The organism is Collinsella sp. AF05-9, from assembly GCF_003465595.1.
Lineage (GTDB): Bacteria > Actinomycetota > Coriobacteriia > Coriobacteriales > Coriobacteriaceae > Collinsella.
Map to the genome: position 1 here is coordinate 1 of NZ_QSBB01000028.1, position 25,236 is coordinate 25,236.

The following is a 25,236-nucleotide window of genomic DNA, read 5'->3' on the forward strand; positions in this document are numbered from 1 at the left end:
TATGTGCGGCGTAGGCCGCTTATTAGCCCGTCCAAGAATTGGGGCGCAGTTCAAGTGCGCAGCGGGGGTTCTTTCATGTCCGAGGACGTCCGCGAAGGTCAGCCCTCAGATCCTGCGGTGAGAGACCTAGGCCTCGTTGTACACCGTCTTGAGCTTCAGCAAGTGAGCGTAGCGATCCATAGCGGCCTGCTCGTTCTCCTTGAAGAGCTCCTCGGCGCGCTCGGGGAAGGAACGCGTCAGCGAAGCGTAACGGGCCTCGTTCATCAGGAACTCCTGATAACCGCCCGCGGGCTCCTTGGAATCGAGCGAGAACTTCTTGCCAGCAGCAGCCTCGGGGTTGAAGCGGAAGAGGTTCCAGTAACCGCACTCGACAGCCTTCTTCATCTCGGCCTGGCAGTTCTGCATGCCGCCCTTCTTAATGGAGTGCATCTCGCAGGGGCTGTAGCCGATGATGAGGGACGGACCGTCGTAGGCCTCGGCCTCGTGAATGGCCTTGAGGGTCTGAGCCGGGTTGGCGCCCATGGCAACCTGCGCCACGTAGACGTAGCCGTAGCTCATGGCAATCTCGGCCAGGGACTTCTTCTTGGTCACCTTACCGGCAGCGGCGAACTGAGCGACCTGGCCCAGGTTCGAGGCCTTGGAGGCCTGACCACCGGTGTTGGAGTAAACCTCGGTGTCGAAGACGAAGACGTTGACGTTGTGGCCGGAAGCCAGGACGTGGTCCAAGCCACCGAAGCCGATGTCGTAGGCCCAGCCGTCGCCGCCGAAGATCCAGAAGGACTTCTTGGTGAGGTAAGCCTTGTCGGCGAGGATCGCCTTGGAAGCGTCGCAGCCGCACTTCTCGAGCTCGGCAACGTAGGCAGCGGCAGCGGTCTTGGAGGCCTCGGCGTCGTTGACGGAGTCGATCCAAGCCTGGCCGGCGGCCTTGAGCTCATCGGACGGACCATCGGCAGCGATGATGTCCTGGGTAGCGGCGATCAGCTTGTGCTGAACGGCCTCGTAGCCGACGGCCATGCCCAGACCGTGCTCGGCATTGTCCTCGAACAGGGAGTTGTTCCACGCCGGGCCGTGACCGTCCTTGTCCTTGCAGTAAGGAGCGGTGGCAGCGGGGTTGCCCCAAATGGAGGAGCAGCCGGTGGCGTTGGAGATGAACATACGGTCGCCGGCGACCTGGGTCACCAGACGTGCATAGGCGGTCTCGGCGCAGCCGGCGCAGGAGCCAGAGAACTCCAGGTAGGGCTGCTTAAACTGGCTGCCCTTGACGTTGGCCGCGATGAGCTCCTTCTTCTCGGAGACGTTCTCGACCATGTAGTCCCAAACGGGCTGCTGGTCCATCTCCTGCTCGGTGGGAACCATCTCGAGGGCGCCCTTGGGGCAGACCTTGACGCAGTTGGTGCAGCCCATGCAGTCGAGCGGGCTGACGGCCATGGTGAACTTCATGCCCTTGGCCTTGGGGCCCATAGCGTCGAGCGTGCGGGTAGCCTCGGGCGCGGCGGCAGCCTCGTCCTCGGTCATCGCGAACGGACGAATGGTGGCATGCGGGCACACATAGGCGCACTGGTTGCACTGGATGCACTTGGTCTCGTCCCAGTGAGGAACGACCACGGCGACGCCGCGCTTCTCGTATGCGGAGGCGCCCAGCTCAAACTGGCCGTCGGCGCAATCGACAAAGGCGGAAACGGGCAGGCTGTCGCCATCCATGCGATCGATGGGCTCGAGCAGATTCTTGACCTGCTGGGCGATGGCAGACTTGGTCTCCTCGGAGAGCTCGACGGGAGCGGCATCCTCAGCGGTAGCCCAGTCGGCCGGAACCTCGAACTTACGGAAGGCGGTAGCGCCGGCATCGATGGCCTTGTGGTTGGCATCGACGATGGCCTGGCCCTTCTTCATGTAGGACTTGGTAGCCGCGTCCTTCATGTACTGCAGGGCGTCCTCGGCGGGCAGGACCTTGGCCAGCGCGAAGAAGGCGGACTGGAGCACCGTATTGGTGCGCTTGCCCATGCCGACCTTGGCGGCCAGGTCGATAGCGTCGATCAGGTAGACGTTGACGTTGTTGTTCGCGATGTAGCGCTTGGCCACGGCGGGCATGTGCTCGGCGAACTCCTCGTCGCTCCACTGGCAGTTGACCAGGAAGGTGCCGCCCGGCTTGACGTCGCGGACCATCTTGAAGCCCTTAACGATGTAGCTGGGGTTATGGCAAGCGACAAAGTCAGCCTTGGTCACGTAGTACGGCGAGCGGATCGGGGAATCGCCAAAACGCAGGTGCGAGACGGTGACGCCGCCGGTCTTCTTGGAGTCGTACTGGAAGTAGGCCTGAACGTACTTGTCGGTGTGGTCGCCGATGATCTTGATCGAGTTCTTGTTGGCGCCGACGGTACCGTCGCCACCCAGACCCCAGAACTTGCACTCGATGGTGCCGGGGGCTGCGGTGTTGGGCGCATCCTCGGCCTCGGGCAGGCTCAGGTTGGTCACGTCATCGACGATGCCGATGGTGAACTCGCGCTTGGGCTCGTCCTTCTTGAGCTCCTCGAAGACAGCGAACGCGGACGCGGGAGGCGTGTCCTTGCTGCCCAGGCCGTAACGGCCGCCGACGACCTTGATGCCCGTCTTGCCGGCCTCGTAGAGAGCAGAAACGACGTCCTGGTAGAGCGGCTCGCCGATGGAACCCGGCTCCTTGGTGCGGTCCATGACGGCGATCTTTTTGACGGTCTCGGGGAGAACGTCGACAAAGTGCTTGATGGAGAACGGACGGAACAGGCGAACCTTGACCAGGCCGACCTTCTCGCCATGAGCGTTGAGGTAGTCGATGACTTCCTCGAGCACGTCGCAGAAGGAGCCCATGCACACGACGACGCGATCAGCATCGGGAGCGCCGTAGTAGTTGAACAGGCCGTAATCGGTGCCGAGCTTCTCGTTGATCTTCTTCATGTAGCCCTCGACGACGGCGGGAAGCTCGTCGTAGACCTTGTTGCAGGCCTCGCGGTTCTGGAAGAAGATGTCGCCGTTCTCGTGGCTGCCGCGGGTATGCGGGTGCTCAGGGTTGAGCGCGTGATCGCGGAAAGCCTGGACGGCGTCCATGTCGCACATCTCGGCAAGATCCTTGTAGTCCCACATGGCGACCTTCTGGATCTCGTGGCTGGTGCGGAAACCATCGAAGAAGTTAAGGAACGGGGTCTTGCCCTCGATGGCGGCAAGGTGAGCCACCGGCGAGAGGTCCATGACCTCCTGGACGTTGCCCTCGGCGAGCATGGCGAAGCCGGTCTGACGGCAGGCCATGACGTCGGAGTGATCGCCAAAGATGTTCAGGGCGTGCGAAGCGACGCAACGCGCGGAGACGTGGAAAACGCCCGGGAGCTGCTCGCCCGCGATCTTGTACATGTTCGGGATCATCAGGAGCAGACCCTGAGAAGCCGTGTAGGTGGTGGTCAGAGCACCGGCGCCCAGCGAACCGTGAACGGTACCGGCTGCACCTGCCTCGGACTCCATCTCGACGACCTTGACCGGGGTGCCGAAGATGTTCTTGCGACCCTGGGCCGCCCACTGGTCGACATGGTCGGCCATCGGGCTGGACGGCGTAATGGGATAAATTCCCGCTACCTCGGTGTACGCATACGAAACATATGCGGCCGCCTCGTTGCCGTCCATAGACTTAAACTTACGCGCCATATACCCCTCTCCTCTCATATAGGTATACAGGCCCCGGCGATCGCCGGGATGTTGGCGTGATGGGATTTTCGCTGTTGCTTCCAATCATCTGGCAGGCGGGCTTGGCAGCAGGTGCATGGCGTGGAGAGAAGGCATGCCAAGGCGAGGGGCGCTTGCGCACCGCAGGCCCAGCTACCCGTCTTGCACATGACCGAGCGCCGCAAAGGCCGCATGCCGGATGCTCCCGGGCACGCCCCGGCGATGGGAGGCGCCCGCAACGGAAATCCGCATGCGGGTTTATTGTACCCCGCCGTCAAGTGTAATTTCGGCAAATATAGGCGGGCGGTAAAGGTTTACCTTGGGTGACCGCCAAGGGCCAAAATGGCCCCTCCATCCCCGGGCGACTGGCTCTGACGCGCCAAGGAGTGTCCCCAAGTGCCGGCAGAAAAGGAGCGTCCCTATCTGCCGGCTAGAGGGCACCAAGGAGGATGGCGTAGGTGGTGGATTCGCCGAGTTTGAGCTCGTCGCCGGGGTTGAGCTGGGCGGAGCGACCGGGCTCTACTTGAATACACACGCTCGTGGCCCCGTTTACCACCACGGTGCCGTTCGTGGATGACAGGTCCTCGACAAACCATGTGCCAGAATCGTCGCACCAGATATGGGCATGGCGGGCCGAGACATCGTCGCCGACATCGGTGATGTCGCCCTCCCCCGTTGCCAGCGCGCCGACCTCGACGCCTTCCTCACTCGGCTGGATCCAGCGCGGGGCGCTCACCACGTAGCCGTTTTGCACGCGCAACAGTCCCAGCGGATGCGCCGGCGCGGCCTCGTGCTCGCCCGACTTGGAACCAAGGCGGGCGTGAGAGCAAACGGCATAGGGAACGAATCTTGCGGATGTACTCCTCGACGTCAGGCAGGTAAGCCCCACGAAGTCACCGGGGAGGCCCAAGCGGCCCGGCACCACTTCCAGATTCTGACCAGGGCGAGTCGTTCGCCGGTGGCTGAAGGCTCGCTCCCACCCAAAAGGGGAGATTCGCGTTGTTCCCCAATCGCTCTCGCATCTTTCATTTTGCTCGAGGTGGGCTATAAAAACTTTCCTGGTGAAAGGCGGCGATTGGTTTCCTTTCTTTCTAGAGGAGCGCGCCTGTAATCTGTTTTCATCCTAAATCAAGTTGAGATCGGACCTTCCAGAGGCAAGTCGACTCAAACTGCGAGGCTCCATGTTGGAATAAAGAGCGCTGTCGAAGTGCCAACAACACAAAGCTTGCCAGTCTCAAATAGAACCTTTTGGGAGTCCGATTGGGCCGCACACCGAATCCCCGCTGGTGGTTTTTTATAGCTGCGTAACAATAAACAAGGTTAGTGCCAGTCCAGCATGAAATTGAGGAACGTATGCATTTTTTCTCAGTAAGTGATCGTCGTTACTGCTTCGATGAGGTCACTCGCAATTGCTTTCAGGTTGACCAAGCATCAGAAGATGCGCTTCGCATATTTGAAGCATCGGGAAGAACGGTCAACTCGAAGTTGCTAACAAAGTCACTTGCTGCGAAAGGCTACGACCAAACGACCATAGCAGAACTTGAAGACGACATTGATGAGTATCAACGATTGTCTGAGCGGACTTTCTTAACAAAAGACACGCCTCGAAAACTTAGATCCATCGAACTCCACGTTTCACATGCATGCAACCTTGGTTGTAGTTACTGTTTTGCCGGTAAAGGAGATTATGGAACGTCTCCTCTGCTGATGACAGACGAGATAGCCTTCAAGGCGGTCGACTACCTCGTCGCAAGTTCATCGGAAAACGAAACGCTTGCAATCGTCTTTTTTGGTGGGGAACCCATGATTAACGAGCCGCTGATATGGAAAACGGTCGACTATTCAAAAAGAATATACCCCAATAGAAACTTTACCTATTCTATTACGACCAACGGAACGCTTTTGAATGACACTGCTGTGAATTCTTTCAAGGAGCACGGGTTTTCTGTTCTGATTAGTCTCGATGGTACAGGATGCAAGCACGATGCATCGCGCCCGTACAAGACGGGAGGCGGCTCTTTCTCCGATATCGACAAAAACGTTCGTCGTTTTTCCGAGTCGTTCCCCTTCGGCGCAAGAGCGACCTTAACAAATAATAACTGTAACCTTGGTGAAGACTATCTTCAGTTTAAAGAGATGGGCTTCAGAAGGATTTACTTCTCGCCCGTGAGCTCATTCGATGAGAATATCAAACTCGACGAACACTCATTAAACAAAATCAGGGCGGGCCTAATAGATTTGGCGGATCAATATCTCAAACAGATTGATCAAGGGGAAAAGCCCTTGTTTAGAACATTGAAAACTGCAGTTGATTTGATTATGAGCAACAGGATCGCCTTTGTCGGATGCGGGGCTGGCAGGCGTTTTATTTCCGTGACTCCCGAAGGGGACGTATACCCCTGTCACAGGTTTGTCGGGATGATGCGATTCAAAATGGGCAACATCGTCACCGGAATTGACGAAACTAGGTATATTGAAAACTGGAGTCAGGGTGTCGAAAAAAGAATTGACTGTACGGACTGTTGGGCTCGGTCTTTCTGTGGTGGGGGCTGTAGCTGGGAGGCTGCAGACGAGCACGGCTACTTGCCCAAGAGTCTACACCCTGCATCATGTGAATATAGAAAAATGTGCTACGAGATGGCTTTTGACCTTATTTCCCGCCACTCATCTTCGCAGGAGAAAAATCAACGAGAAGCTACTGTATCGGAATAAGCGGTTCAGCGCATTGCTGTCACCATTGTGGAGGTGTTCGTTCTTCTGATTACCGTCTGCGAAGCTTATTGCTACGTTCGCCGAAACCATTCTAGAAATATGGTGAACTAGACATCTTGGTTTGTTATACACAATATTGAGGTTTTTCTGCACTCAAAGGGAGGTAGTCGTGAAGCATATTCATCCGATTAATCCAGGAAGTGGCGACGAGGCAGGCGTGAAGCCGATGTCTTTTGACTGCCTCTTGGGCATTACTGACATCTGTACTGTTTATGATAAAGCAGATGGCTGTGGTGCATACGATTACTGCGACTATGACATGGATGGCGGCAGCATCTGCGTTGTAGATCACTGTGGCATTGATCAAACGTAGTCTCTAATTGGATTAAGGTGAGGAGCTGTTATGAAGCATATCCATCCTGTTGGTTCAAATGAACATACTCCCGTTGAGCCTTGTTGTCTTGGAGTTGATATATGCAATTTTTACGACATCGCCGAGTGCCCTGTTGCGGATTGGTGCTATGTCGATAAAGAATCAAGCTGTGTTTTGCCAGCAGATTGGTGCGATCCAGTTGACGAGTAGTTTTTGTGTCTAGGAACTATTTGGTCCAATTCAAAATAAGATGGGGACAAATACCAAAATCTCGTGTCTGGGAGGAGTTATGCCATTATTGCAAGGTCTCGTTGGATTAACCTTTGTACTTGCTTTATATCTGGCACCTTTTTTATTGTTATTCTTCATTATCCGATTCTTTCTTCGGAAAAAATAGGAGTATCACGCAAACATTAGCGTAGCTTTCTTCCAATATGAGCCGAGCATTGGCAAGTGGAATAAGAAGCCCGACCGTTCGTCACATGAAAGTGATCGGACGGGCCTCTCAATTTAACCCGGGCCGCCACCCATAGCGGCTTTCCGGGCGTATTTTCGGTGCAAAGCAATCGTCAGTTTAATCCTATGCGTCGATACCGCATTTCATTTGTTCGGCTCGTATTCTACGGCCTTGTAACCCTCGCACTCTCCGGCAAACGGATTGAACACGAAGGCAGAGATGATGTGTGCGTGGACATCGAGGCTGCTGTAGGCAACATACTGGGGCATGGACCCCCGCTGCGCGTGGCATGCGGCCCGGCATTTTCATTGCCGTCCAACCCCGTGTAGTTGCAGCAAAGGGTGGAACCTCAATGCTCAGCTCATGTTGTCCGTGGGACACGAGAATTGTAAGTACACTTTGGTGTGATTCTCACGATGATACTGAGCCACCTGGAATAAGATACGTCGCGACAACACTTCGCTTCACCTCTGTCTCGACAAGACAACGTAGACTAAAGTTTCCTTTAGTAAGAGAATGAGAACTATATCTGAAAGCGTTGCGATGGCGTGAAGGCACCGAGTCCGAACCGACTGAATGCTACGTGCATCTGCATCGCTTTTTTGTTATCTCTGTCAGTTGGGTAGCACTACACTTGTCAGCATTTACCCCGGTACATGCTGCCTAAATCCACTACCCCTTCTACCGCGCCGACCATCTCGTCATCGTGAGAGACAATGATGATCAGCTGGCTTTGCTTGTTGCGCTTAACATAGGCCGCAAGCTCGGCGCGGCTTACAGCGTCTAACCCAGTCGTGGGCTCGTCGAGTACCAAAACTGACGACTTGCGTGAAATCGCCGACCATAAGTACACTCGGCGCAGCTCACCGCCCGAAAGCGCGGAGCAACGTTTCCCGAGCAACTCCTTCACGCTGTTTTCCAGCGAAAGTAGGCCATCTACACCCCGGTGATAGGAAGAAAAGGGCGTGTCGAAATACTCTAACAGCTCTTTCACCGTTTCGTCCGGCGCGAAGCACGACTGTGGGCAGCACGATATCTCTCTCGCACGTATGTAATCCAAGTCGCATTCTTCGATTGGCACGCCGTTGTATTTTACTTTGCCTTTCGATGAGTATAGCCCGAGCATCAAGTAAAGAAGTGACGTCTTGCCTCTTCCGTTTTCCCCAACTATGCAATATGTACCAGGACCGGAAAACTTGAAAGAAAACCCGCCGAGGACCTCTCGGACAGATCCGTCTGGAAGGGCAACCGAGAATTCCAAATCAGATACCGAAATGTCATTTATTTCATCGAGTTTAGCTAAATCGGTCCGATTCCACCCCGATCTCTCCTTTTCTCTCGTCGCGATAGCCGTCCTATCCCATGATGCTTTGGCATCTTGATAGGATTTGAACAATGACATCATACTTTTCAAAGTCTTAAAGAGAACCGCGAAGTATGTACCGATGATAGTGTACTCGCCTATTGACATAGTTCCGTTAATGATTCGTACTCCGGAAACAACAAGTATCACCGCTTGAAACAACGCTGCGAAAAGACCATCGAGCGATGTCAGAGAATATGATAGCTTTCCGGAGCGCAAAACTTTGGGAAAATAGCTCTTAAACCCAGCGTCGAGCGCTTGTTCGCTCTTGCCGTACGAAGATGTCAGTTGAATGTTGAGAATCTGATTAAGCTGCGATGCAATTGCGGCGTAAAAGGCGCTGTCCGCCTCTTTCTTCTCATACGTGACCCTATACAAAAGTTTCCTCAACCCAGTAATTACACAGAAATACACGATGAGGAGAATGATGGAAAACACCGCGAGAGTTGAATCAATTGACCATATGATAAGCAATACGATGGGAATGGCTACAATGGACAGCGGCGCACTGATAAAATTCGCCAAAACGAAGGATGAGACCACGCTAGAGTCGGAAATAATCCGTTGCGTTGTATAGGCTGGATCGATGGTCCGACTCACCAAGTAATCGTCTCTTTCAAAACGCAAGACGGCCTCCCTGAGAAGATCAAAGGAAAGTCTCGTGGTTATGCGAATGGAAAGTGTTCCTGCAAAATAAGTAAAGAGGGTGGAGAAAACTCCTATTGACGCAACCAGGAGCGCGAAGAGTACGGCGTCTCTTTCGCTGCGGTTACCGAGAAGAAAATCTAAGAATTTCCCGTTCACGTATGGCATGGCATAGGAGAGAGCGGTTCCAATCACCGTGATAGCAATGAAGACGAAAGCCCCTTTTGCTCTGATGAACCTCGAGAGAACGCATCGAATCAAGGAAGGCCCCAATCTACCCGCCACAAAACATCAATCACTGATACCTTACACCTCAACACAACAGGAGCGAAGATTTGCCAATGAGACTGCTTTAAGATTGCCTTGGGCCAATACGATCTCAAGCTCTTCCTACAAGAGAGTCGGAATCGGACATCTCCTCCGACGAACCTGGCAATCGGGCGGTTGAAATATCTTTTTCAACCGCCCGATTGCCACAATAGATTTGAGCATCCGCCCACAAACGTCCGCGTTTTATACCCATCAAATCCTTTGCCTTTTGTCGTCTAGACTAGAAAAATCGCTCGAAATAACGCAACCGGCCTGCTCGCTTGAAGAAACCTAAGCCCGTAACGTAGATGTGCAAACTTCCGAAACGCCTTGCGCGGCATAGTGCGTATAAACTTCGTCAACCGCCTCAGAAATATCTGAGTATCGCGCCGGGTCAAAAGCATACGATGTCGCAGCTATACCCTGCACCCATTCGGAACGCGGATTAATTGAATAGCCACACAGCATCATCATACATGCATCTAGACCTGATTTCCCAAGTATCCGACGTATTGATGAGAGCATCGCGGGTCGCCCCCGCACCATCGTCGTCACCCCTATTAGCAGTATTTACCGTTTTTCTCTAAATGCGTATCGCCACCCTTAAGAATACGAAGTGTTTTATCCAGACCCGATTGTCCTCCATCTCAAACGAAGGGATAAGGAATCTCATCCGGAATCGGCAGTAACGGAGGATTCACAACGACAAGCGAAAAACATGAGTCATCTCTCAGAGGGGAGTAAAGGCTCCCCTCAAGCACCCTAGTTTCGTCATCCAAAGAGTTGATGGCAGTGTTTTTCTTACAAAGGTCGACAACAAAAGGGTTGATTTCTACAGATGTTACATCCATGCCACAGTTGGTAAGTATCAGGCCCTGTATTCTGGGGCCAGAACACAAATCGAGAGCCTTCCGTGCGCTCTGCGGTGTAAGGCGCCAATCTCAGCAAATCTGTCCCACAATACTGCGCTGAAGAACAACACGGAACCCCTGAGCCAAACTCCCCTATACCTTATTAAGGCTAAGACAGGCAAGTTCACGCACCCGGCATATTCCAGAATAACATCCTATTGTTTTAGATGCTCTACAAGCATGAACAGCCGCGAATCGGAAAGATCTTCTAGTTTCGCCCCGACTGACCGCCAAGGGCCAAAATGGCCTCTCCATCCCCAGGCGACCGGCTCTGGCGCGCCGAGGAGTGTCCCCAAGTGCCGGCAGAAAAGGAACGTCCTTAACTGCCGGCTAGAGGGCACCGAAGAGGATGGCATAGGTAGTGGATTCGCCGAGCTTGAGCTCGTCGCCGGGATTGAGCTGGGCGGAACGGCCGGGCTCGACCTGAATGCAAACGCGCGTGGCCCCGTTTACCACCACGGTTCCGTTGGTGGACGACAAGTCCTCGACGTGCCAGATATTTTGAGCATCGCACCAGATATGGGCATGGCGGGCCGAGACATCGTCGCCGACGTCGGTAATATCGCCCTCACCAGTGGCCAGCGCGCCAATCTCAACACCCTGCTCACTCGGCTGAATCCAGCGCGGGGCGCTCACGACAAAACTGTTTTGCACGCGCAGCAAGCCCAAAGGGTGCGCCGGGGCGGGTTCGCGTTCGCCCGCAGTCAGCGACATGCCAAGCGAACGCGGCGTGGATGTGCCTCCGCCGCAGGTCGCGTTCGCGTAGTCGATGGCATAGTTCACCGAGGACCGCACATCCGCCGAACAACCGACGGCGACAAACAGCACCAGCACGACCTCGGCGCGCTCGGCGGGCATGAGTTCCGCCGCCTGGGACAGGCGATCGAGCGCGTTGCGATAGAGATTCGTGTCCTGGTGGCACTCTTCGAGCGCGCGTACCATCGGTTCACCTGCAGGACCGCACACCATATTGATTACAGCCGTGGAGTCCATGGGATTGCGCTGGCGCAGGGCCAGTTGCGACATAATACGCGCAGCCGAGGTACCGTATTCGGCAAAGTAGCGCTGCTGAAGCGTGCCGACCGGCGCGCGAACGATAAAGCGGGAAACCCAAGAGCGATCGGCGGCTCGGCTCTGCGGGCTGCGGCCGTCGGCGAGCGGACGGGACGAAAGCACCAAGCCGCACAGCTCGATATGGCTCAGATGCGCTGCGCGCTTAAAGATGTCAAACATGGCCCCGCATGGGGTGAGCTCAACTTGAGATGCCATGACCTAGGCCTCCTTGGTCGTAGAAATAGAATCGGACGATACTTCGACAGGTCCGCCAAAAGTACGGACAGCTGCGGCTCCACCGGCAAGCGGAGTCGCCATCTGGGCTTTTGTGCGTCGCGGTGCCGAAACGGGAAGTTCAAAGGCAAAGCCCATCGCAAGCAAAAACCACGTAAGCGTATAGGTTGCAACCAGAGCGGCAACAAGGCCGCCCATCACGGCGCGTTGGGAAAATACGCTACATGCAGCCACAACCAGCACCGGAACCTCGCAGGCAGAAAGCGCAAGTACACCCTGCAGGAAGCCCGAGCGCCGATCGCGCGCAAGTGCCCCCGCGGCAACGCCGGCTATGCCTGGCAGCGCCAACGCCAGTGCGGCAATAATACCCGGTAGCGACCCAGACCACACGAGCGATCCCAAAGTCGCCGTCACGCGAGCGCCCGACGCCAGCAGCGCGGCCGAAACCACGACCACAGCCCAAACCACGCCACAGACGACCGTCGCGCCGACCATCAGCGCGCGACGAACCGCGCGGCCAGACGCATCCATGGGGCACGGCGTGAGCGGCTCGCCGCGGAGCGAACGACCGACATTTTGCGCATAGTGGTCACAAAACGCCGAGAGCGCCGCCTCGACCGCCGCCGGCTCGGGACGATCTTTTTGATGGCTGGACAGACAGGCCATCACCACGTCGAACAGCTGGGCATCGACAAACGCCAGCGCATCGCGTAGCTCCTCGGAATCCGGCTCAAGCCCCAGCTGCTGGGCCTGCTCGGCCGCAGCGAGCGCCACATCGGGCTCACGACGAAGCAGCTGAGTCAAATCGCAACCGGGCGCATGGGCACCAATGGGATAGTCGGGCAGCGTGTCCATCTTGAGACGGTAGGGGCTGGCGATGTCGCGCGTCTTTTTGCGCGAACCCGAGGTGCCCGAAGTGCTCGGCGCGGCTTCGTATGGCGCGGCGCCGGCAATGAGCTCGTAAACCGTGCTTGCTGCGGCATAGACGTCGATCGCCGGCGACATACGCAAAGCGCGCAGGTCGGGAATATCGTCGGTGAGCATCTCGGGCGGGGCATAGGCAACCGTCGCGCGACGCAGCGTGGCATAGCGCTCCGTAAACGACGCCTTGCCGCCGGTACCGGCCACGGCCGACGCAGGCTCAAGCGCCAGCGACGAGCCAAAGTCGATCAGGCACAGGTCAAAGGTGCCCTCGGCAAGCTGCCGGTCAAGCGGTAGACGCGCCGTACGCACCATAATATTAGCGGGCGAGATATCGCGATGGACAAAGCCCTCGCCCACCAGGCTCATACGGCAGAGCAGATCGAACAGGTCGCGACCCAGACGCGCCGCCACAAGCGGCGACAGGCGTCCGGCATCGTCCACGGCGAGTCGCGAACGCAAGCGGGCGAGCGTCTCGCCCTCGACCCATTCCATGACAATTGCAGGCACACCGTCGACCTCGCCCCAGCCATAGAGGCGGGGAAAGCCCTTAAGGCCCGAAAGGGCGCGATGGCATTCATATTCCTCACGAAACGCCGCCTTGAACTTGGCGACCAGCGCCTCATGGGCGGCGGCATCGTCAAACTCATCGCACGTTGGCAAGATGAGCTGCTTGAGCGCCACGGCCTCGCCTTGGGCGTTGACGGCACGCGTCACGCGGCCGATACCGCCACGGCGCATGGTGGCATCGTCGGCAAACAGTATCGTAAAACGACGCAGATAGGCAGGCAGTTCGTCCTGACCGAGCGCAATGGCCGGCTCAAACCCGTCGACACGCGCCAGGCGCAAGCCGACCATGGGATCGCGACCGAGCGATTGTGGTGTGGTGGATGCAAGATCGGTCATCATAGGGCAAGCGCCGCCACGTTATTGTTGAAGTTACCGAGCGCGACGTCATCATCGCCGTAATGGCCGACCCATTGACATAGGTTGGTGTAACAGCCCCACAGATTGGCATACTGCTGATACCACTTTGACCGGGGCGAGAATGTCTGACGACCAAACTCGGCTCGAATGACAAACATCTCCCCGACCAGGCTGTCGCACGGCCTGGGATCTCCCGTAGAGTTATAGGTCGAGACCACGTCATTGGCACGAGAAACATAGCCGTCGAGCATGTTGTACTTGGTCACAAGCCAACTGTGAATGCTCTCTTCCTCAGCAGCGGAAAGGCCACCGGAGTTTGCATCGTTGTCAGCGTTGCCGCCCGTCGAGCCGCCGTTTCCAGACCCTCCGGCAGAGGAACCCGACCCAGAGCCGCCGCCCGAACTCGACGAATCCGAGCCGGAGCCAGAAGTATCCGAGCTACCGGGCTTTCCGGACTGCTGGGCGTCCTGCTCCTTCTGCCGCTCGACCTTATTCACCGTTGCCGCCACGCTATTGTTGGACAACCGATCGATGATCTTGGTGTTGGTGAGCACGATGGTTTTGCCATTGGCAAGCGTGACTTCGTTGTCCGGGGCCTCGGTGCCGTCCGCGTCGTCAGTGCCAAACACAATATGCGCGACCACACTTGCCCAAGCATATCCAGTCGTGGTGCCCAGATCACTTTTGACCTCATGCCCCACGCGCGGTTCGCGTGCGGCATGTGCCTGCATCATGGACGGCACGGTCATGCCATAGGCAGAAACGCCAGCTATGACCAGCACCAGCGAGCAAGACAGCAGTGCGTACGCCCGCGGCGCCAAGCCCAGTCGGCGTCGCATGCGCACCGCGGCGCCGCGCTTTGTCTGAGTGCCACCGGGCCGCATGCGTTCTCCTCCAACAAAAACACGCCGCTCGGGAGCGGCGCATTCATTCGAATCCATATTTGAGTGTATCAGCGAACCCAAAAGGTTGCGCAACGAATGGGCAAATTAAGGATGCGAGTGGAAGCATCCATGCGATAAGCGGATACAAAGCATCTTTGTTGCACAACAAACTTACAGTCGCACGGGGAAATTATGGCTACCCCGTGCGTCGCGAGGAAAACATACGGCAGGAGCAGGCTCGCCACCTAAATCGCGCGACGGGCCTCGATGGCGCGGCCAAGCGTAAGCTCGTCGGCATACTCCAGGTCGCCGCCCACGGGAAGGCCGCTTGCCAGACGCGACACCTCGACGCCCAACGGCTTGATGGTACGGGCCAGATAGCTCGCCGTGGTCTCGCCCTCGATGTTGGGGTTGGTGGCGATGATGACCTCATGGATATCCTCGTGGCCCAAGCGTGCCAGCAGCTCGCGAATGTGCAGCTGCTCGGGGCCAATCTTGTCCATGGGACTGATCACGCCGCCCAATACGTGGTAGAGACCGTGATAGCTGCCCGTGCGCTCAATCGCCTGGACATCGCGCGGCTCGCCCACCACGCAAATGCGAGTGGTATCGCGCATCGGGTCCTGGCAGATGGAGCACTCGTCGGCCGTGGCGTAGTTAAAGCAACGGCTGCAAAAGTGGACCTCCTGCTTAACCTCCAGGATGGCCTCGGCCAGGCGGTGGGCCTCCTCGGCATCGGCCTCGAGCAGGTAATAGGCGATGCGCTGGGCCGACTTGGGACCAATGCCCGGCAGACGGCCCAGCTCATCGAGCAGTTTTTGCAGACTGTGATTCGCACTCATATATATGCGTGTCTTAGAACGGCATGCCCGGGATGTTGAGGCCGCCGGTGATGGCGCCCATCTGCTTGTTGGCGAGCTCGTTGACGCCGCGGACGGCCTCGTTGACGGCAGCCATGATCATGTCCTGCAGCATATCGACGTCCTCGGGATCGAGGGCATCGGGGTCGATGGTGAGGTTGACGAGCTCCATCTCGCCGTTAACGGTCACCTTGACCATACCGCCGCCGGCAGAGGCGTCGACGGTCTGGGACTTGAGGTTCTCCTGCGCGGCGGCAAGCTGCTCCTGCATCTTGCGGGCCTGCTTCATCATCTGCTGCATGTTCATACCGGCCATGATGGCTCCTTTACGTGCGGCCGCGCGCCGAGCTGCAAGGGCAGCCGGAGCACGGCGGGACTTTCAAACTCAAAAATCGTACCACGGCGCGGGGCAAGCAAGCGGGGCGGACACGCTACCTCAGTCGATATACATGTCCTGGAGTGCAAACCGCACCCAAAGATTATGCGAAGTTGAATAATTCGCATCTGCATAATATTGAAAGCTAAATCTTGTAGAGCCGGAATCCGACATTTTCTGCATCCAGCTAGATAACAAAATGCCGAACCGCTGCTCGAGGCGGCACTCATGACGACGGTGTATAATTTGATTGTCACAGATAGCAATTTGGAGGTGCCCCATGAATGCCCCAGACGCGCTCCAAAACATCCGCTCAAAACACCCCGTTGCATATGTGGTTCTCTATCTCTTTGTCGGCTGGGCATTGCTGGTTATCATCACCCATGCTATAGCCTTTGGAGCAGAGCTGCTGATAGCCAGCTCGGACCAGCCCGTCGTCAAATGGGAAGCAACCGATGAGTGCACCGACGGAACTCGAACCATTTACTACAACAGCCCGTCCCTCTACCAAGAGTTCAAGGTCAAGATAAAGGACTCCAAGATTGTTGATGCCGAGCCAGGCGCTTTCTTGACAATCGGAGCAACCCTCGACGCCGAGCAAGTCGAGTACACGGACAGCCGCGCGACGTATCGTATCGACCTCAGCATCCTAGGCCGACCGTCACGCGCTTGTCTGCTCGAATGCGATATACGCGGCACCACACTACACATGTCCGAAATACAGATGCGCCCGGACAAAGAGCCCCTAAAGGGCTAGGGGTCCTAAGCCCAGCAAACGATTCTCAACAGTAAAACGACAGCCCACCGGTTGTTTCTTTCCAGCGTTTGCAAATCAGCGCATGGTTAGATGAAACAAACTGCATGATATCGCGTAAATCCCGAGCAGGAATATCGCCCTTGTTATGGGCCAGCTTGCATCCGCCGGAGCGGGTAAGCCATATCTTGGTTGCCTCGGCAGTGGGGCGCTTGACCGCAACGTGAACATGGACAGGTTCGCCGTTCTCCCCCGTCCAGAAGAAGATGATGTACGGCCCGAGTCGAAACAGACTAGGCATAGACTCGTCCGCCTTCGTAGGCAAAACGCAGGATGAGCGGGGCATTGTTGCGCACGAAATCATCGAGTTCTTTGAGGTCCGCTTCGCTAAAGCCCTCGCGTGACACCCAATTGAATGCCGGCAAGATGCACTCCGCCGTGTCAAAACCCCAATCGCGCGGGCGCTCCACAACAACCTTCACCGTGTTGTCCTCACGGACTTCGGAATACGAAACTTGCGTATCGTCCTCAAGGCGGACATATTCCCACATCATAAGCTCGCTCCGTTCAAAGACGTCTCTTCTTGAGCAGTATACCCGCCTGTACAGCTACTCCACCGGCTTGAAGATGGTGGCCTGACCGAAGACGCTGCGGATGAGGGCTTTGGCCTCGTCCTCGGTCTGCGGGATGCTTGGGGCTGCGCCCTGATGGCCGAAGGGACTGCCCGCGCTGGGGTTGGACTCCCAGGGAGCTGCAGGAGCGTCCTCCTCTTTGGGGGCAGTTGCAGCGGGCTTGGGCGCGGGCGTCGCACCCGGCACGTCGAACGGAGGCAGATCGTCCCCGCTCGCATCGCCTGCAAAGCCGCCGACCATGGCGTCATCGTAGGGCACCTGCTCGGATTCCCACGGTGCAGACTGCGCAGACGGCTGAGCCTTGGGAGCGGACGCGCGCTCGGGCGCTCGGGGCGCGGGCTCGGTCGGGAGCTTGCCCGTGGCGGGAGCGCCAGCGGGGTTGTCGGAGCGCAGCCAGGGGGCTTTGCCCAGGTCGGATGACTTGGGCGCAGGCGCGGCGGCGGGCTTGGGCGCGGGGACCGGAGCAGCCTGTTTGGGCGCAGCGGGTTCAGGCGCCGACGGGGTCGGTGCCGCTACCGGTGCCGCTTTTGGCTGCGTCGCGCTGACGTTCGAGGATGCAGGGGCCGCCGAGGACACGGGTTGCGGGTCCGCAGATGCCGCAGCCCGTGCAGATGGAGAATGCTCCTCATGTTGAGGAGCCGGCGTGCCACCTCCATCCAGGACGTAGTCGACGGTGCGACGACCGAAGACCGCACTGACTGTCGGCAGGACCACCGACTGCGTGTCGGCGCGTCCGAGCATCTTGATGGCAAAGGTCGAGCCCGCGGGGAACGAGACCGTGAGCTTGGAGCCGTCGTCTGCTGTGGCGCGGGCATTGAGCAAAAGCCCTGCGTAGGAAGCCTGACGAGCCTTGACGCGTTCGACGACCTCGGCCCATTTGCGCTGGAGCTCACCGGCATCCTCGACCGCGGGGGTCTCGGCGGCACCAGCGGCAGCAACCTGGGCGGCGGTGTTGGGCTGGGGCTTAGGTGCCGGAGCGGTGGCAGGCGCGGGGGCTGCAACGGGCTGAGGCGTCGGAGCCGGCGCAGACTGAGGTGCAGACGCTGCAGGCTTGGAAGCCGACACGGACGCAGAACGGGGCGCAGGCTGAGCCGCCGGAGCGGCAGCACCACGGTCCCAAGGCATACCGCCCTGGCGCGCGGACGTATCAGCGGTAGTAGCAGATGCCGCCGGAGTAGCGGCTCGGGCACCCGAGATCAGCGTCGGCTGCTGGGCAGCAGCGGGTACGGATGCTGCAGGCGCGGTGGCCTGAGCAGCAGCCACGCTCGCCGGCACGGCGCCGTTGGCAACCATGGCCTCCAGACGCGCCACGCGCTCGGCCAATGCCTCAATCGTTAAATCAGCCTCGGGACGTGCCAGACGCGTACAGGCGATCTCGAGCACCAGGCGCACGTCGCTCGCGCCCCTCATCTCCAGTGCGGCATCGTCGAGCACCGTCAGCACGCGGGCCAGGCGGTCGGCAGGATGCTCGCCAAAGGCAGCGGCCTCGGCAGCAAGCGCCTCGGCCTGCTCGGAGCCGCCCTCAAACAGCTCGGCACGGGCACCGGCAACGCAGGCAACGTACACGTCACGCACATGCGCTACCAGGTCGCGCGTCAGCTCCAGCAGGTCGTTTCCTTCCTCGACCTGCGCACGGATCAGTCCATAGAGCTCGGCAACATCGCGATCGGCAATAGCGCGGGAAAACTCGCCCAGAATCTGGTCCGAAACCTCGCCTAAAAGCGAGCGGGCATCGTCCGCATGCACAGAACCGTTGCCAAAAACGCTCAGCTGCTCCAGCGTGGAGAGCGCGTCGCGCATGCCGCCCTTGGCATGGCGCGCCACGATGGCGAGCGCCTCGTCGTCGTAATCGAAGCCCTCCTGCTCGCATACGTATGCCAGGCGATGCTCAATATCCTCGTTGCCGATGCGATGGAAATCGAAACGCTGGCAGCGCGAGAGGATGGTCTCCAGAATCTTTTGCGGGTCGGTGGTGCACAGCACAAAGATCACGTGTGCCGGCGGCTCCTCAAGCGTCTTGAGCAGCGCGTTGAACGCCGCCGTCGTGAGCATGTGGACCTCGTCGATGATATAGATCTTGTACTTGCCGCGCACCGGGGCAAAGTTGACGGAGTTGATGATCTCCTCGCGCACGTTGTCCACGCCGGTACGGCTTGCGGCATCGAGCTCGTAGACATCGGGGTGGTTGCCCTCGGCGATGAGCTCGCATTCCTCACAGGTGCCGTCGGGCATGCAGCCGCTCGCACCCTCGGCGCGCGCCGCCTCGGCATTGCGGCAGAGCAGCGCCTTGGCAAGAATACGCGCCATGGTGGTCTTGCCCGTGCCGCGCGGACCGCAGAACAGGTAGGCGTGGGACAGGCGCCCCTCGGTGATGGCGTGCTCGAGCGTCGAGACGATATGCTGCTGGCCCACCACGGAGTCGAAGGTGAGCGGGCGATACTTTCGGTACAACGATTCCATGGGTGCTCCCCCGGGTATACTAAGTCTTGTTGCCGCGACGGCCATGCGGTCGCACGGCATACTGCATTCATAATAACCCGTACGGCGAGCCCGCCGCGATAGGAGTCCAAAGAGCATGGCAGACGCAGAGAGCAACCTCGTTCCCTCCGAAGCAGCCGACCAGGTCGAGGTCGCGCTCGAGGCGCAGGCAGCAGCCGATGACGGCATCCTGTACCTCAACGAGTATCAGTACGAAAACGATCTGGTCACCGACTTCGCCCGCCTGGTCGCCTCGCCCAGACGCCGCGGCTCCCTGTATGTCGCCGCCGCCATTGCCGCCCTGCTGGGTATTGGCATGCTGGTAGCCGGTGGCAACTGGATCAAGTTCGGCGTCGTCCTGATCGTGTTCGGCGCTTTTTTGGCCTGGTGGAGCAAAAACCTGCACCACACGCTCGCCCGCGACTTTATCGATGCCGTCGAGGCCGACGAGTCCATGGGCGGCCGCTATCGCCGCGTCGCCGCCAACGAGGACGGCCTGATGGTCTGGGGCAAGAGCGGCAAGTCGCAGTTCTTCCCGTTTGAGAAACTCGACCACGTGCTCGACGGCGAGCGCATCTTTGTGGCCATGTTCGCCGACCAAGGCGTGACGATCCCCAAGGACACCTTTGTTCGCGGCGATGCCGAGCAGTTTGGCGCCTTCCTTAAGGCGCGCATCAACAAAAAACTCCGCATCGAGACCAAACGCAAGAAGATGAAGGCAGAAAAGGCCACTGCCGAAGCAAAACAGGCCGACAAGCCCCAGGACAACAAGGGCAAGCAGCGCAAGCAGAAGAAGAACAAGAAGAAGCGGTAATCCGGCCGACACCGAAGGTGCCTCGTCCCGCGCCCGATTCCGAGTCGGAGCGCCTGAAATCGGGCGCGGGTACCGCCGATGGACCCATTTTGCCTAACTCTCGAGCTACTTCACTTCAAACCTTAAGAGCCTTCTCTCTGGCAGATCGGTCATCTTCATCGTATAAGTCCCAGGAAAAGCCTTCTCAAAACGGACGGTCTCGTAACCTTCGAAATAGTCGTTGGTGTTTTGCATCATGAATGGGAGAAGCAACTCGTTCTCCGCCCCAACCTGTACAGCAAACGCAGCAGAACCGCCCAGAGCCGGCATTGCCTGCGTTATCAGATCGGTATTGACCACAAAGTCATAGTTTGGCGCAGACTCCGGCACCAAATGCCAAACATACGTTTTGATTCCGCCTTCGACATTGTCCTTATTCCTGACACGCATCTTTACGGCGATAACACACGTGATGTCGGCGTCCTTCAATTTCGTTTTCGTATCCACGATGCCATATTTTGAATAATCATCATGCGCACGCTTGAGATACTCGCGCGGCGTGAGCAGCTCTGCCCCGTCTATGCAAAACGAATACCCGTCAGTCGCCACATCCTTCGACCCCAGAAACGCCCCATCCATCGAGAGCCATTCGCCCTCCGCATAATATTTCTCAGGAATGACCGTCCGGCTCCCGTTAACGACGCTCACCCTCATGCCCGCAAGGCCGGTAGCAGCACAGCCGAAAAGAGCAAGCACCGCCCTTCTTGTCCACAGGGTCTTCTTCATCGCGCTCACGACCTTTCCCGAACTTTCACAACGGCACCGTCGCGCATGCAGTAAACCCGATCGGCCAGCTCCTCGAGCACCTCTCCGTCATGGCTGGAAAGAATAACCTCGCGACCCGTTGAGGCCGCCATCGCCACAACGCGCTTGAGCATTCCAACGCCCGCTTCGTCGAGGGCATTTGTTGGCTCATCGAGAACAAGTAGCTTCGGCTTTTCCATAATTGCCGCAGCTATCCCCAGACGTTGCTTCATCCCAAGCGAATATGCTCGGAACTTCTTTTTTTCGTCTGCATCGAGCCCCACGAGCCGCAGGGCAGATCGAATGTCCTCGGGAGTTGCAACGCCCTTGATCTGAGCGATGAGCTCCAGATTGTCGTAGCCAGACAGATATCCCAAAAAGGAAGGCGCCTCGATCAACATCCCCAGACTCGGCGGGAACGAGATGTCCGCCCCAAGCCTTTGGCCATCGATAGAGATTTCGCCTTCGGTAGGCTTGATCAATCCGCAGACCGCTCGCATAAGCATGGTCTTACCCGAACCGTTTATCCCCTGAAGCCCAACCACAGTCCCAGGGTCAACCTCGATGGACACGTTGCGCAGAACATCGTTTTTGCCCATGCGCTTCGATACGTCCCTAACGATCACGCTCATATCTTGTCCCCCTTTTCTATAAGGTCGGCCCTTCGAAACCACAGTCCACCCAACGATAGGCATAACGACATAATCACAATTGAAAACAAGACGCTCGAGCCCGTCGCGATTCCCTCTTTGACAATTCCGCCCCAGCGCAACAGCATCAAGGCGTTACCCAATAGCGCCCAATGCCGTGCATATGCCGAGCAGATCAGGGAGCTCATTAAAACCACAAACGAGACCGACGACCCAAGCACAAACCCGACCGCTGCCTGCGCAAACGCAAGCGCCTCGAAAGCAAGAAAGAGTCCTACGAAAAACGGCAGCGCATCTGCCTCGGCAGCTTTGAGAAACCACGGCGCCAAATTAGCCAGCTGAAGCGACTCGCCATGGACGACCGCGCTGAACGAGGAGCTCACCACCAAGCTCCAAATCACAACAGAGCAAACCACCACGAGCAGCGAAAATGCCGTTACCGCCGCCACCAAGATAAAACGCGAGACCCACCAAAGGGTTCTTGCCCGACATCGAACAAGCGCTTGCAAACCAAACCCGTGCAACGATTCGGTCGGATAGTCGAGTGTTGTATAGAGAATAAGCAGAATGAGAAATAGCCATCCTAGCGGAGGCACAAACATGACCCCGGGCCTAGGCTCAAACGGAGCAGATCCGGCAAACACGAGCGCAAGATTATCCGCAAACCCCAAGGTATCCGTTCTAACCCCATACACAGAAGACAATCCGTAGGCGTACACCAAGTTCGCAACGGTCACTGCCGCAATTGCAATAAAAGTGATGATGTTCTTCTTCAAAACGGTCCTCAGGTCCGCGGCGACCAGCCTAAACAGCATCAGACCACCTCGCGTCTTTTCCACGCCCCAGAAAAAGCCAACGAAGCAAGGGTCAATAATATGATTTCCGCAAAACCGGCTCGAATGTCTGGCCAGTTATTCAGCGATTCCGACCTGATGCTGTTGAGGATATTGCAGTTAAACCCCACACAAGCCATTACGCCGAAGATCCAGCCATTTGCAAAATGCCACGCAACCATTAGCAGATACGGGACAATTATCGCTTTGATTCTGCTACGAAACAAAATTGAGAAGCCAGTTACAGCCATGGATAAAGTCCCGAGCGTGACAGCATCGAACAGCGTGTATGCGAGCACATATGACAAAGGATGCGAATAAAATAGACCGGAGAAGTAGCTATGCAGGTAAAGTCCTACGTAAGTCGACTCATCGACCCGAGGAAGATACGCAGGAAAAAGCATCGAGACGATCAGGAAATTGACGAGCAGAGGAATGGCAGTCACTGTAAACGCGGAGAGGAAAGCAGACAGCATCTTTACGTTCACGTACGCCTTTCTGGAAACGCGCGTGCATATCTGCATGTCATAACCACTCAAACGCTCAAAGAGACACGACCAAGATCCAGCCAACATTGCAAGCAGGGGCAGTGCATAGAAAAACACCGACGCAGACAGTGGCGCGTTCGCGCTCACAACAATCCAGTTACCGAAGCTGCTTTCACGTGTTTGACCGAGATAATTTTCGGCTTGCACGCCAACGCCGTAACCAAAAGAAAGAAGGTTGTGGCGCTCTTTTTCCAAATTTGCCCACGGCTCCAGCGCGGCAGCTATTGCAACTGCGACCGCAATCAAGAGAGCAAGGATAAAAGCTGGACGTCTAATCGTTTTCGACAGTTCGTATCTTGCGAGCTTTTGGTTCATACGTCCTCCTCCCCCTTCCGACCCAGAAAGCCGGAAGGGAGCCATTTCAAACAACTATGCGGGAAGCTTGTGGAAATGCCCGACGCAGTCGGGGCTCCATACGCCAATAACAGTGCCGTAGCCAGACTCCGCCCATGCAGTCAGTCGCGCCGCAGATCGCCCGTTCTCACGGACGAGGTTATACATTTCCCACTGTCCCTTGTGATTCGAACGATACGTTCCCTGAGTACAATTCATGCTGCCGCTACCGCTTGTGTTATACGCACCGTCTGTATATAACCGAAGCGGATTTCCCGTATGGCCCTGGATATCCAGATAGAGCGATGAGGAATCATCCTTTTGACGGTAGCCAGTTGCACTCGTCCCGGCACATTGAAAACTAAATGCCTTATCGGCATTGTTCGTACAGGTCGTAATTCCCGTATCGGCGTTTTGAGTAATGCTGGAAACCTGAGAGGTGTCAAACTCCTCTTGTGCAAACGATGCAGCGGGAACCCCTAGGGACAGACCAGCTGCAATCACCAAGCCGACTCCGATTCGAGCAATAGCGCTCCTTGGCTTAATCATGGCCTTCTCCAATCAAAAGCGGTTAACAATGCGTCGACGCACGGCAACCTTCGCATGAATAGAGAAAGATGTCTGTAAACACCCGCTATTGAGTTGATTGCTCAGGCGTTTACACGTTATTTACCTGCGATAACAATAAAATTAGCTCCGCCTTATTCTTGATCTTCAACTGGCGGTAAGATGCAGACCGCAGCGCTTGCACCGTAGATGCAGCGTAACCGACATCCTCCGCAATGGTCTTTGTCGTTGCGCCTTCTGCCGTCATCAGCAAAATTTGCGACTGAACATCAGAAAGGGAGCGCGACGCAAGCAGGGCAAGCTGACGCACGCGAGCCGTTTCGGTGGACCCGTTCGCGCGGTACTCCAAGACGGCCTTCTCGTTCTCAACCGAGCGGGTGAGCGCGATGTGCGTGACGAACATGGGCGCAGACCAGCAGACGATCACCGTTGCCACGACGACATTGACAGCCGAACTTTGCCCCAGCAACGACGCGAGGAACAACGGCTCGAAAACCGTCAGATCCTGCACCATATTGAGCAAGGCAACCCAAACAGGAGCCATCGCCCCGAAGCAAAGCATCCATATTCCAAGCATTCTGCACCGAGGACAGCTTCGCAGCACCTTATACGTGAGCAACATCCCCGTCAGCACCGCAAGCCCGTGGATTCGCCCCCTAGCGACCGCATAGATTAAGGCAACCATGCCCATTGACACCAACGACACGATAGCCCGGGTACGAGCACGCACCTTAAACGGACGCAGCTCAACGGCAAGCGAAGCCATAGACGCCACGCCGCAAAACAGGACCGGCACAGCCATCAACGGATCGCGTACGCACCTCCATGCCGCGATATAGACAAAAGACCATTCCACAGCAGACAGTATCACCCACACGCACGGGCTTCCGAGCCCAATCGCTTCACCTGCTCTATCCAGCGCAGCGCCACGATTCGGTTTTCCACCCGCGTAGCGTAGCGACAGAAGCAGTCCGAGACCCAATGCGTAGCTTAAGAGGGAAAAGGCGACAGCCCGCGAAACACCGGACCCCCAATCGCTATCCGCCATTACCAAGGGGCCAGCCGCAAGGAGGATAAAAAATAAGGCTCTGTTAGACCACATTTGACACGATCGGCTGTTCGTCGAACCGGGAAA

At 57.2% G+C, this 25,236-nt stretch carries 23 protein-coding genes and 1 pseudogene; 5 read left to right on the forward strand and 19 right to left on the reverse strand.

What is annotated here, in order from left to right; all coding sequences use genetic code 11:
• Positions 1-126: 126 nt before the first annotated feature.
• Positions 127-3,666: a pyruvate:ferredoxin (flavodoxin) oxidoreductase gene (gene nifJ / locus DWV43_RS07905; protein WP_117757919.1), complete on the reverse strand. Its 3,540-nt coding sequence runs from the start codon at positions 3,664-3,666 to the stop codon at positions 127-129.
• Positions 3,667-4,114: 448 nt separating this feature from the next.
• A complete protein-coding gene (locus DWV43_RS07910; protein ID WP_199571373.1) occupies positions 4,115-4,594 on the reverse strand; it encodes an FHA domain-containing protein in 480 nt (159 codons plus the stop codon).
• 443 nt (positions 4,595-5,037) lie between these two features.
• On the opposite strand from DWV43_RS07910, the gene DWV43_RS07915 reads away from it, so the two are divergent.
• The 3 genes from DWV43_RS07915 (at position 5,038) to DWV43_RS10090 (ending at position 6,979) form a co-directional block, all read left to right on the forward strand.
• A complete protein-coding gene (locus DWV43_RS07915; RefSeq protein WP_117817897.1) occupies positions 5,038-6,396 on the forward strand; it encodes a radical SAM/SPASM domain-containing protein in 1,359 nt (452 codons plus the stop codon).
• A 169-nt stretch (positions 6,397-6,565) separates the two neighbouring features.
• Positions 6,566-6,769 (forward strand): hypothetical protein, encoded by a 204-nt coding sequence (locus DWV43_RS10085; RefSeq protein WP_124785779.1) that lies wholly within the window; start codon positions 6,566-6,568, stop codon positions 6,767-6,769.
• A 30-nt stretch (positions 6,770-6,799) separates the two neighbouring features.
• Entirely contained in the window at positions 6,800-6,979 is a 180-nt protein-coding gene (locus DWV43_RS10090; RefSeq protein ID WP_128620790.1) for a hypothetical protein, read from the forward strand.
• Positions 6,980-7,369: 390 nt separating this feature from the next.
• Here the strand turns inward: DWV43_RS10090 and DWV43_RS10490 are convergent, their stop codons facing one another.
• The 8 genes and pseudogenes from DWV43_RS10490 to DWV43_RS07950 all read right to left on the reverse strand — a co-directional run bounded on the left by DWV43_RS10490 (position 7,370) and on the right by DWV43_RS07950 (position 15,649).
• Positions 7,370-7,495 (reverse strand): hypothetical protein, encoded by a 126-nt coding sequence (locus DWV43_RS10490; RefSeq protein ID WP_255413194.1) that lies wholly within the window; start codon positions 7,493-7,495, stop codon positions 7,370-7,372.
• Positions 7,496-7,863: 368 nt separating this feature from the next.
• Positions 7,864-9,495 (reverse strand): ABC transporter ATP-binding protein, encoded by a 1,632-nt coding sequence (locus DWV43_RS07920; protein ID WP_055310069.1) that lies wholly within the window; start codon positions 9,493-9,495, stop codon positions 7,864-7,866.
• A 695-nt stretch (positions 9,496-10,190) separates the two neighbouring features.
• Positions 10,191-10,457, reverse strand: a pseudogene (locus DWV43_RS10560) (methyltransferase); the annotation flags it as partial.
• A 327-nt stretch (positions 10,458-10,784) separates the two neighbouring features.
• Positions 10,785-11,723 carry an FHA domain-containing protein gene (locus DWV43_RS07930; RefSeq protein WP_117584186.1) on the reverse strand — a complete coding sequence of 313 codons (939 nt, stop codon included), beginning with the start codon at positions 11,721-11,723 and terminating at the stop codon, positions 10,785-10,787.
• Positions 11,724-11,726: 3 nt separating this feature from the next.
• The gene (locus DWV43_RS07935) at positions 11,727-13,571 is read right to left on the reverse strand and encodes a hypothetical protein (RefSeq protein ID WP_117817900.1); all 1,845 of its coding nucleotides are present in this window, start codon (positions 13,569-13,571) and stop codon (positions 11,727-11,729) included.
• The gene (locus DWV43_RS07940) at positions 13,568-14,473 is read right to left on the reverse strand and encodes a hypothetical protein (protein ID WP_117817903.1); all 906 of its coding nucleotides are present in this window, start codon (positions 14,471-14,473) and stop codon (positions 13,568-13,570) included. Before DWV43_RS07940 ends, DWV43_RS07935 begins: the two co-directional genes overlap by 4 nt.
• Before the next feature lie 245 nt (positions 14,474-14,718).
• Complete coding sequence (gene recR / locus DWV43_RS07945; RefSeq protein ID WP_117817906.1) at positions 14,719-15,315, reverse strand: recombination mediator RecR; 597 nt, start codon at positions 15,313-15,315, stop codon at positions 14,719-14,721.
• Positions 15,316-15,328: 13 nt separating this feature from the next.
• Positions 15,329-15,649 (reverse strand): YbaB/EbfC family nucleoid-associated protein, encoded by a 321-nt coding sequence (locus DWV43_RS07950; protein ID WP_006235174.1) that lies wholly within the window; start codon positions 15,647-15,649, stop codon positions 15,329-15,331.
• Positions 15,650-15,989: 340 nt separating this feature from the next.
• Between DWV43_RS07950 and DWV43_RS07955 the strand changes: the two genes are divergently transcribed.
• Entirely contained in the window at positions 15,990-16,466 is a 477-nt protein-coding gene (locus DWV43_RS07955; protein WP_117817908.1) for a hypothetical protein, read from the forward strand.
• A 25-nt stretch (positions 16,467-16,491) separates the two neighbouring features.
• Here DWV43_RS07955 and DWV43_RS07960 read toward each other — a convergent pair whose 3' ends face one another.
• Genes DWV43_RS07960 through dnaX form a run of 3 tightly spaced genes read right to left on the reverse strand, consistent with a single transcriptional unit; the run spans position 16,492 to position 19,555 of the window.
• Positions 16,492-16,764: a DUF4160 domain-containing protein gene (locus DWV43_RS07960; protein WP_099432548.1), complete on the reverse strand. Its 273-nt coding sequence runs from the start codon at positions 16,762-16,764 to the stop codon at positions 16,492-16,494.
• Entirely contained in the window at positions 16,757-17,017 is a 261-nt protein-coding gene (locus DWV43_RS07965; protein ID WP_117817911.1) for a hypothetical protein, read from the reverse strand. Before DWV43_RS07965 ends, DWV43_RS07960 begins: the two co-directional genes overlap by 8 nt.
• Positions 17,018-17,071: 54 nt before the next feature.
• Positions 17,072-19,555 (reverse strand): DNA polymerase III subunit gamma/tau, encoded by a 2,484-nt coding sequence (dnaX, locus tag DWV43_RS07970; protein ID WP_158569852.1) that lies wholly within the window; start codon positions 19,553-19,555, stop codon positions 17,072-17,074.
• 115 nt (positions 19,556-19,670) lie between these two features.
• On the opposite strand from dnaX, the gene DWV43_RS07975 reads away from it, so the two are divergent.
• Positions 19,671-20,387, forward strand: coding sequence for a hypothetical protein (locus DWV43_RS07975; protein ID WP_117817917.1), 717 nt, complete (start codon positions 19,671-19,673; stop codon positions 20,385-20,387).
• A 105-nt stretch (positions 20,388-20,492) separates the two neighbouring features.
• On the opposite strand, the gene DWV43_RS07980 is transcribed toward DWV43_RS07975, so the two are convergent.
• The 6 genes from DWV43_RS07980 to DWV43_RS10400 form a co-directional block, all read right to left on the reverse strand.
• The gene (locus tag DWV43_RS07980; RefSeq protein ID WP_117817919.1) at positions 20,493-21,152 is read right to left on the reverse strand and encodes a DUF5028 domain-containing protein; all 660 of its coding nucleotides are present in this window, start codon (positions 21,150-21,152) and stop codon (positions 20,493-20,495) included.
• 5 nt (positions 21,153-21,157) lie between these two features.
• A complete protein-coding gene (locus tag DWV43_RS07985; protein WP_117817922.1) occupies positions 21,158-21,802 on the reverse strand; it encodes an ATP-binding cassette domain-containing protein in 645 nt (214 codons plus the stop codon).
• The gene (locus tag DWV43_RS07990; protein WP_147346275.1) at positions 21,799-22,596 is read right to left on the reverse strand and encodes a hypothetical protein; all 798 of its coding nucleotides are present in this window, start codon (positions 22,594-22,596) and stop codon (positions 21,799-21,801) included. The genes DWV43_RS07985 and DWV43_RS07990 overlap by 4 nt, the downstream gene beginning before the upstream one ends.
• 38 nt (positions 22,597-22,634) lie before the next feature.
• On the reverse strand, positions 22,635-23,516 hold the full coding sequence (locus DWV43_RS07995) for a hypothetical protein (RefSeq protein WP_089573265.1): 882 nt from the start codon (positions 23,514-23,516) through the stop codon (positions 22,635-22,637).
• 54 nt (positions 23,517-23,570) lie between these two features.
• On the reverse strand, positions 23,571-24,083 hold the full coding sequence (locus tag DWV43_RS10095) for a hypothetical protein (protein ID WP_124785772.1): 513 nt from the start codon (positions 24,081-24,083) through the stop codon (positions 23,571-23,573).
• Between the two features lie 109 nt (positions 24,084-24,192).
• The coding region (locus DWV43_RS10400; protein ID WP_233539239.1) for a LuxR C-terminal-related transcriptional regulator at positions 24,193-25,236 on the reverse strand (1,044 nt) is incomplete at its 5' end.

Excerpts from the sequence above, each read along its gene's own strand:
- nifJ (WP_117757919.1), bottom strand. The coding sequence starts at position 3,666 with ATGGCGCGTAAGTTTAAGTCTATGGACGGCAACGAGGCGGCCGCATAT.
- DWV43_RS07915 (WP_117817897.1), top strand. The coding sequence starts at position 5,038 with ATGCATTTTTTCTCAGTAAGTGATCGTCGTTACTGCTTCGATGAGGTC.
- DWV43_RS10090 (WP_128620790.1), top strand. The coding sequence starts at position 6,800 with ATGAAGCATATCCATCCTGTTGGTTCAAATGAACATACTCCCGTTGAG.
- DWV43_RS10490 (WP_255413194.1), bottom strand. The coding sequence starts at position 7,495 with ATGCCCCAGTATGTTGCCTACAGCAGCCTCGATGTCCACGCACACATC.
- DWV43_RS07930 (WP_117584186.1), bottom strand. The coding sequence starts at position 11,723 with ATGGCATCTCAAGTTGAGCTCACCCCATGCGGGGCCATGTTTGACATC.
- DWV43_RS07935 (WP_117817900.1), bottom strand. The coding sequence starts at position 13,571 with ATGATGACCGATCTTGCATCCACCACACCACAATCGCTCGGTCGCGAT.
- DWV43_RS07940 (WP_117817903.1), bottom strand. The coding sequence starts at position 14,473 with ATGCGGCCCGGTGGCACTCAGACAAAGCGCGGCGCCGCGGTGCGCATG.
- recR (WP_117817906.1), bottom strand. The coding sequence starts at position 15,315 with ATGAGTGCGAATCACAGTCTGCAAAAACTGCTCGATGAGCTGGGCCGT.
- DWV43_RS07950 (WP_006235174.1), bottom strand. The coding sequence starts at position 15,649 with ATGGCCGGTATGAACATGCAGCAGATGATGAAGCAGGCCCGCAAGATG.
- DWV43_RS07955 (WP_117817908.1), top strand. The coding sequence starts at position 15,990 with ATGAATGCCCCAGACGCGCTCCAAAACATCCGCTCAAAACACCCCGTT.
- DWV43_RS07960 (WP_099432548.1), bottom strand. The coding sequence starts at position 16,764 with ATGCCTAGTCTGTTTCGACTCGGGCCGTACATCATCTTCTTCTGGACG.
- DWV43_RS07965 (WP_117817911.1), bottom strand. The coding sequence starts at position 17,017 with ATGATGTGGGAATATGTCCGCCTTGAGGACGATACGCAAGTTTCGTAT.
- dnaX (WP_158569852.1), bottom strand. The coding sequence starts at position 19,555 with ATGGAATCGTTGTACCGAAAGTATCGCCCGCTCACCTTCGACTCCGTG.
- DWV43_RS07975 (WP_117817917.1), top strand. The coding sequence starts at position 19,671 with ATGGCAGACGCAGAGAGCAACCTCGTTCCCTCCGAAGCAGCCGACCAG.
- DWV43_RS07980 (WP_117817919.1), bottom strand. The coding sequence starts at position 21,152 with ATGAAGAAGACCCTGTGGACAAGAAGGGCGGTGCTTGCTCTTTTCGGC.
- DWV43_RS07985 (WP_117817922.1), bottom strand. The coding sequence starts at position 21,802 with ATGAGCGTGATCGTTAGGGACGTATCGAAGCGCATGGGCAAAAACGAT.
- DWV43_RS07995 (WP_089573265.1), bottom strand. The coding sequence starts at position 23,516 with ATGAACCAAAAGCTCGCAAGATACGAACTGTCGAAAACGATTAGACGT.
- DWV43_RS10095 (WP_124785772.1), bottom strand. The coding sequence starts at position 24,083 with ATGATTAAGCCAAGGAGCGCTATTGCTCGAATCGGAGTCGGCTTGGTG.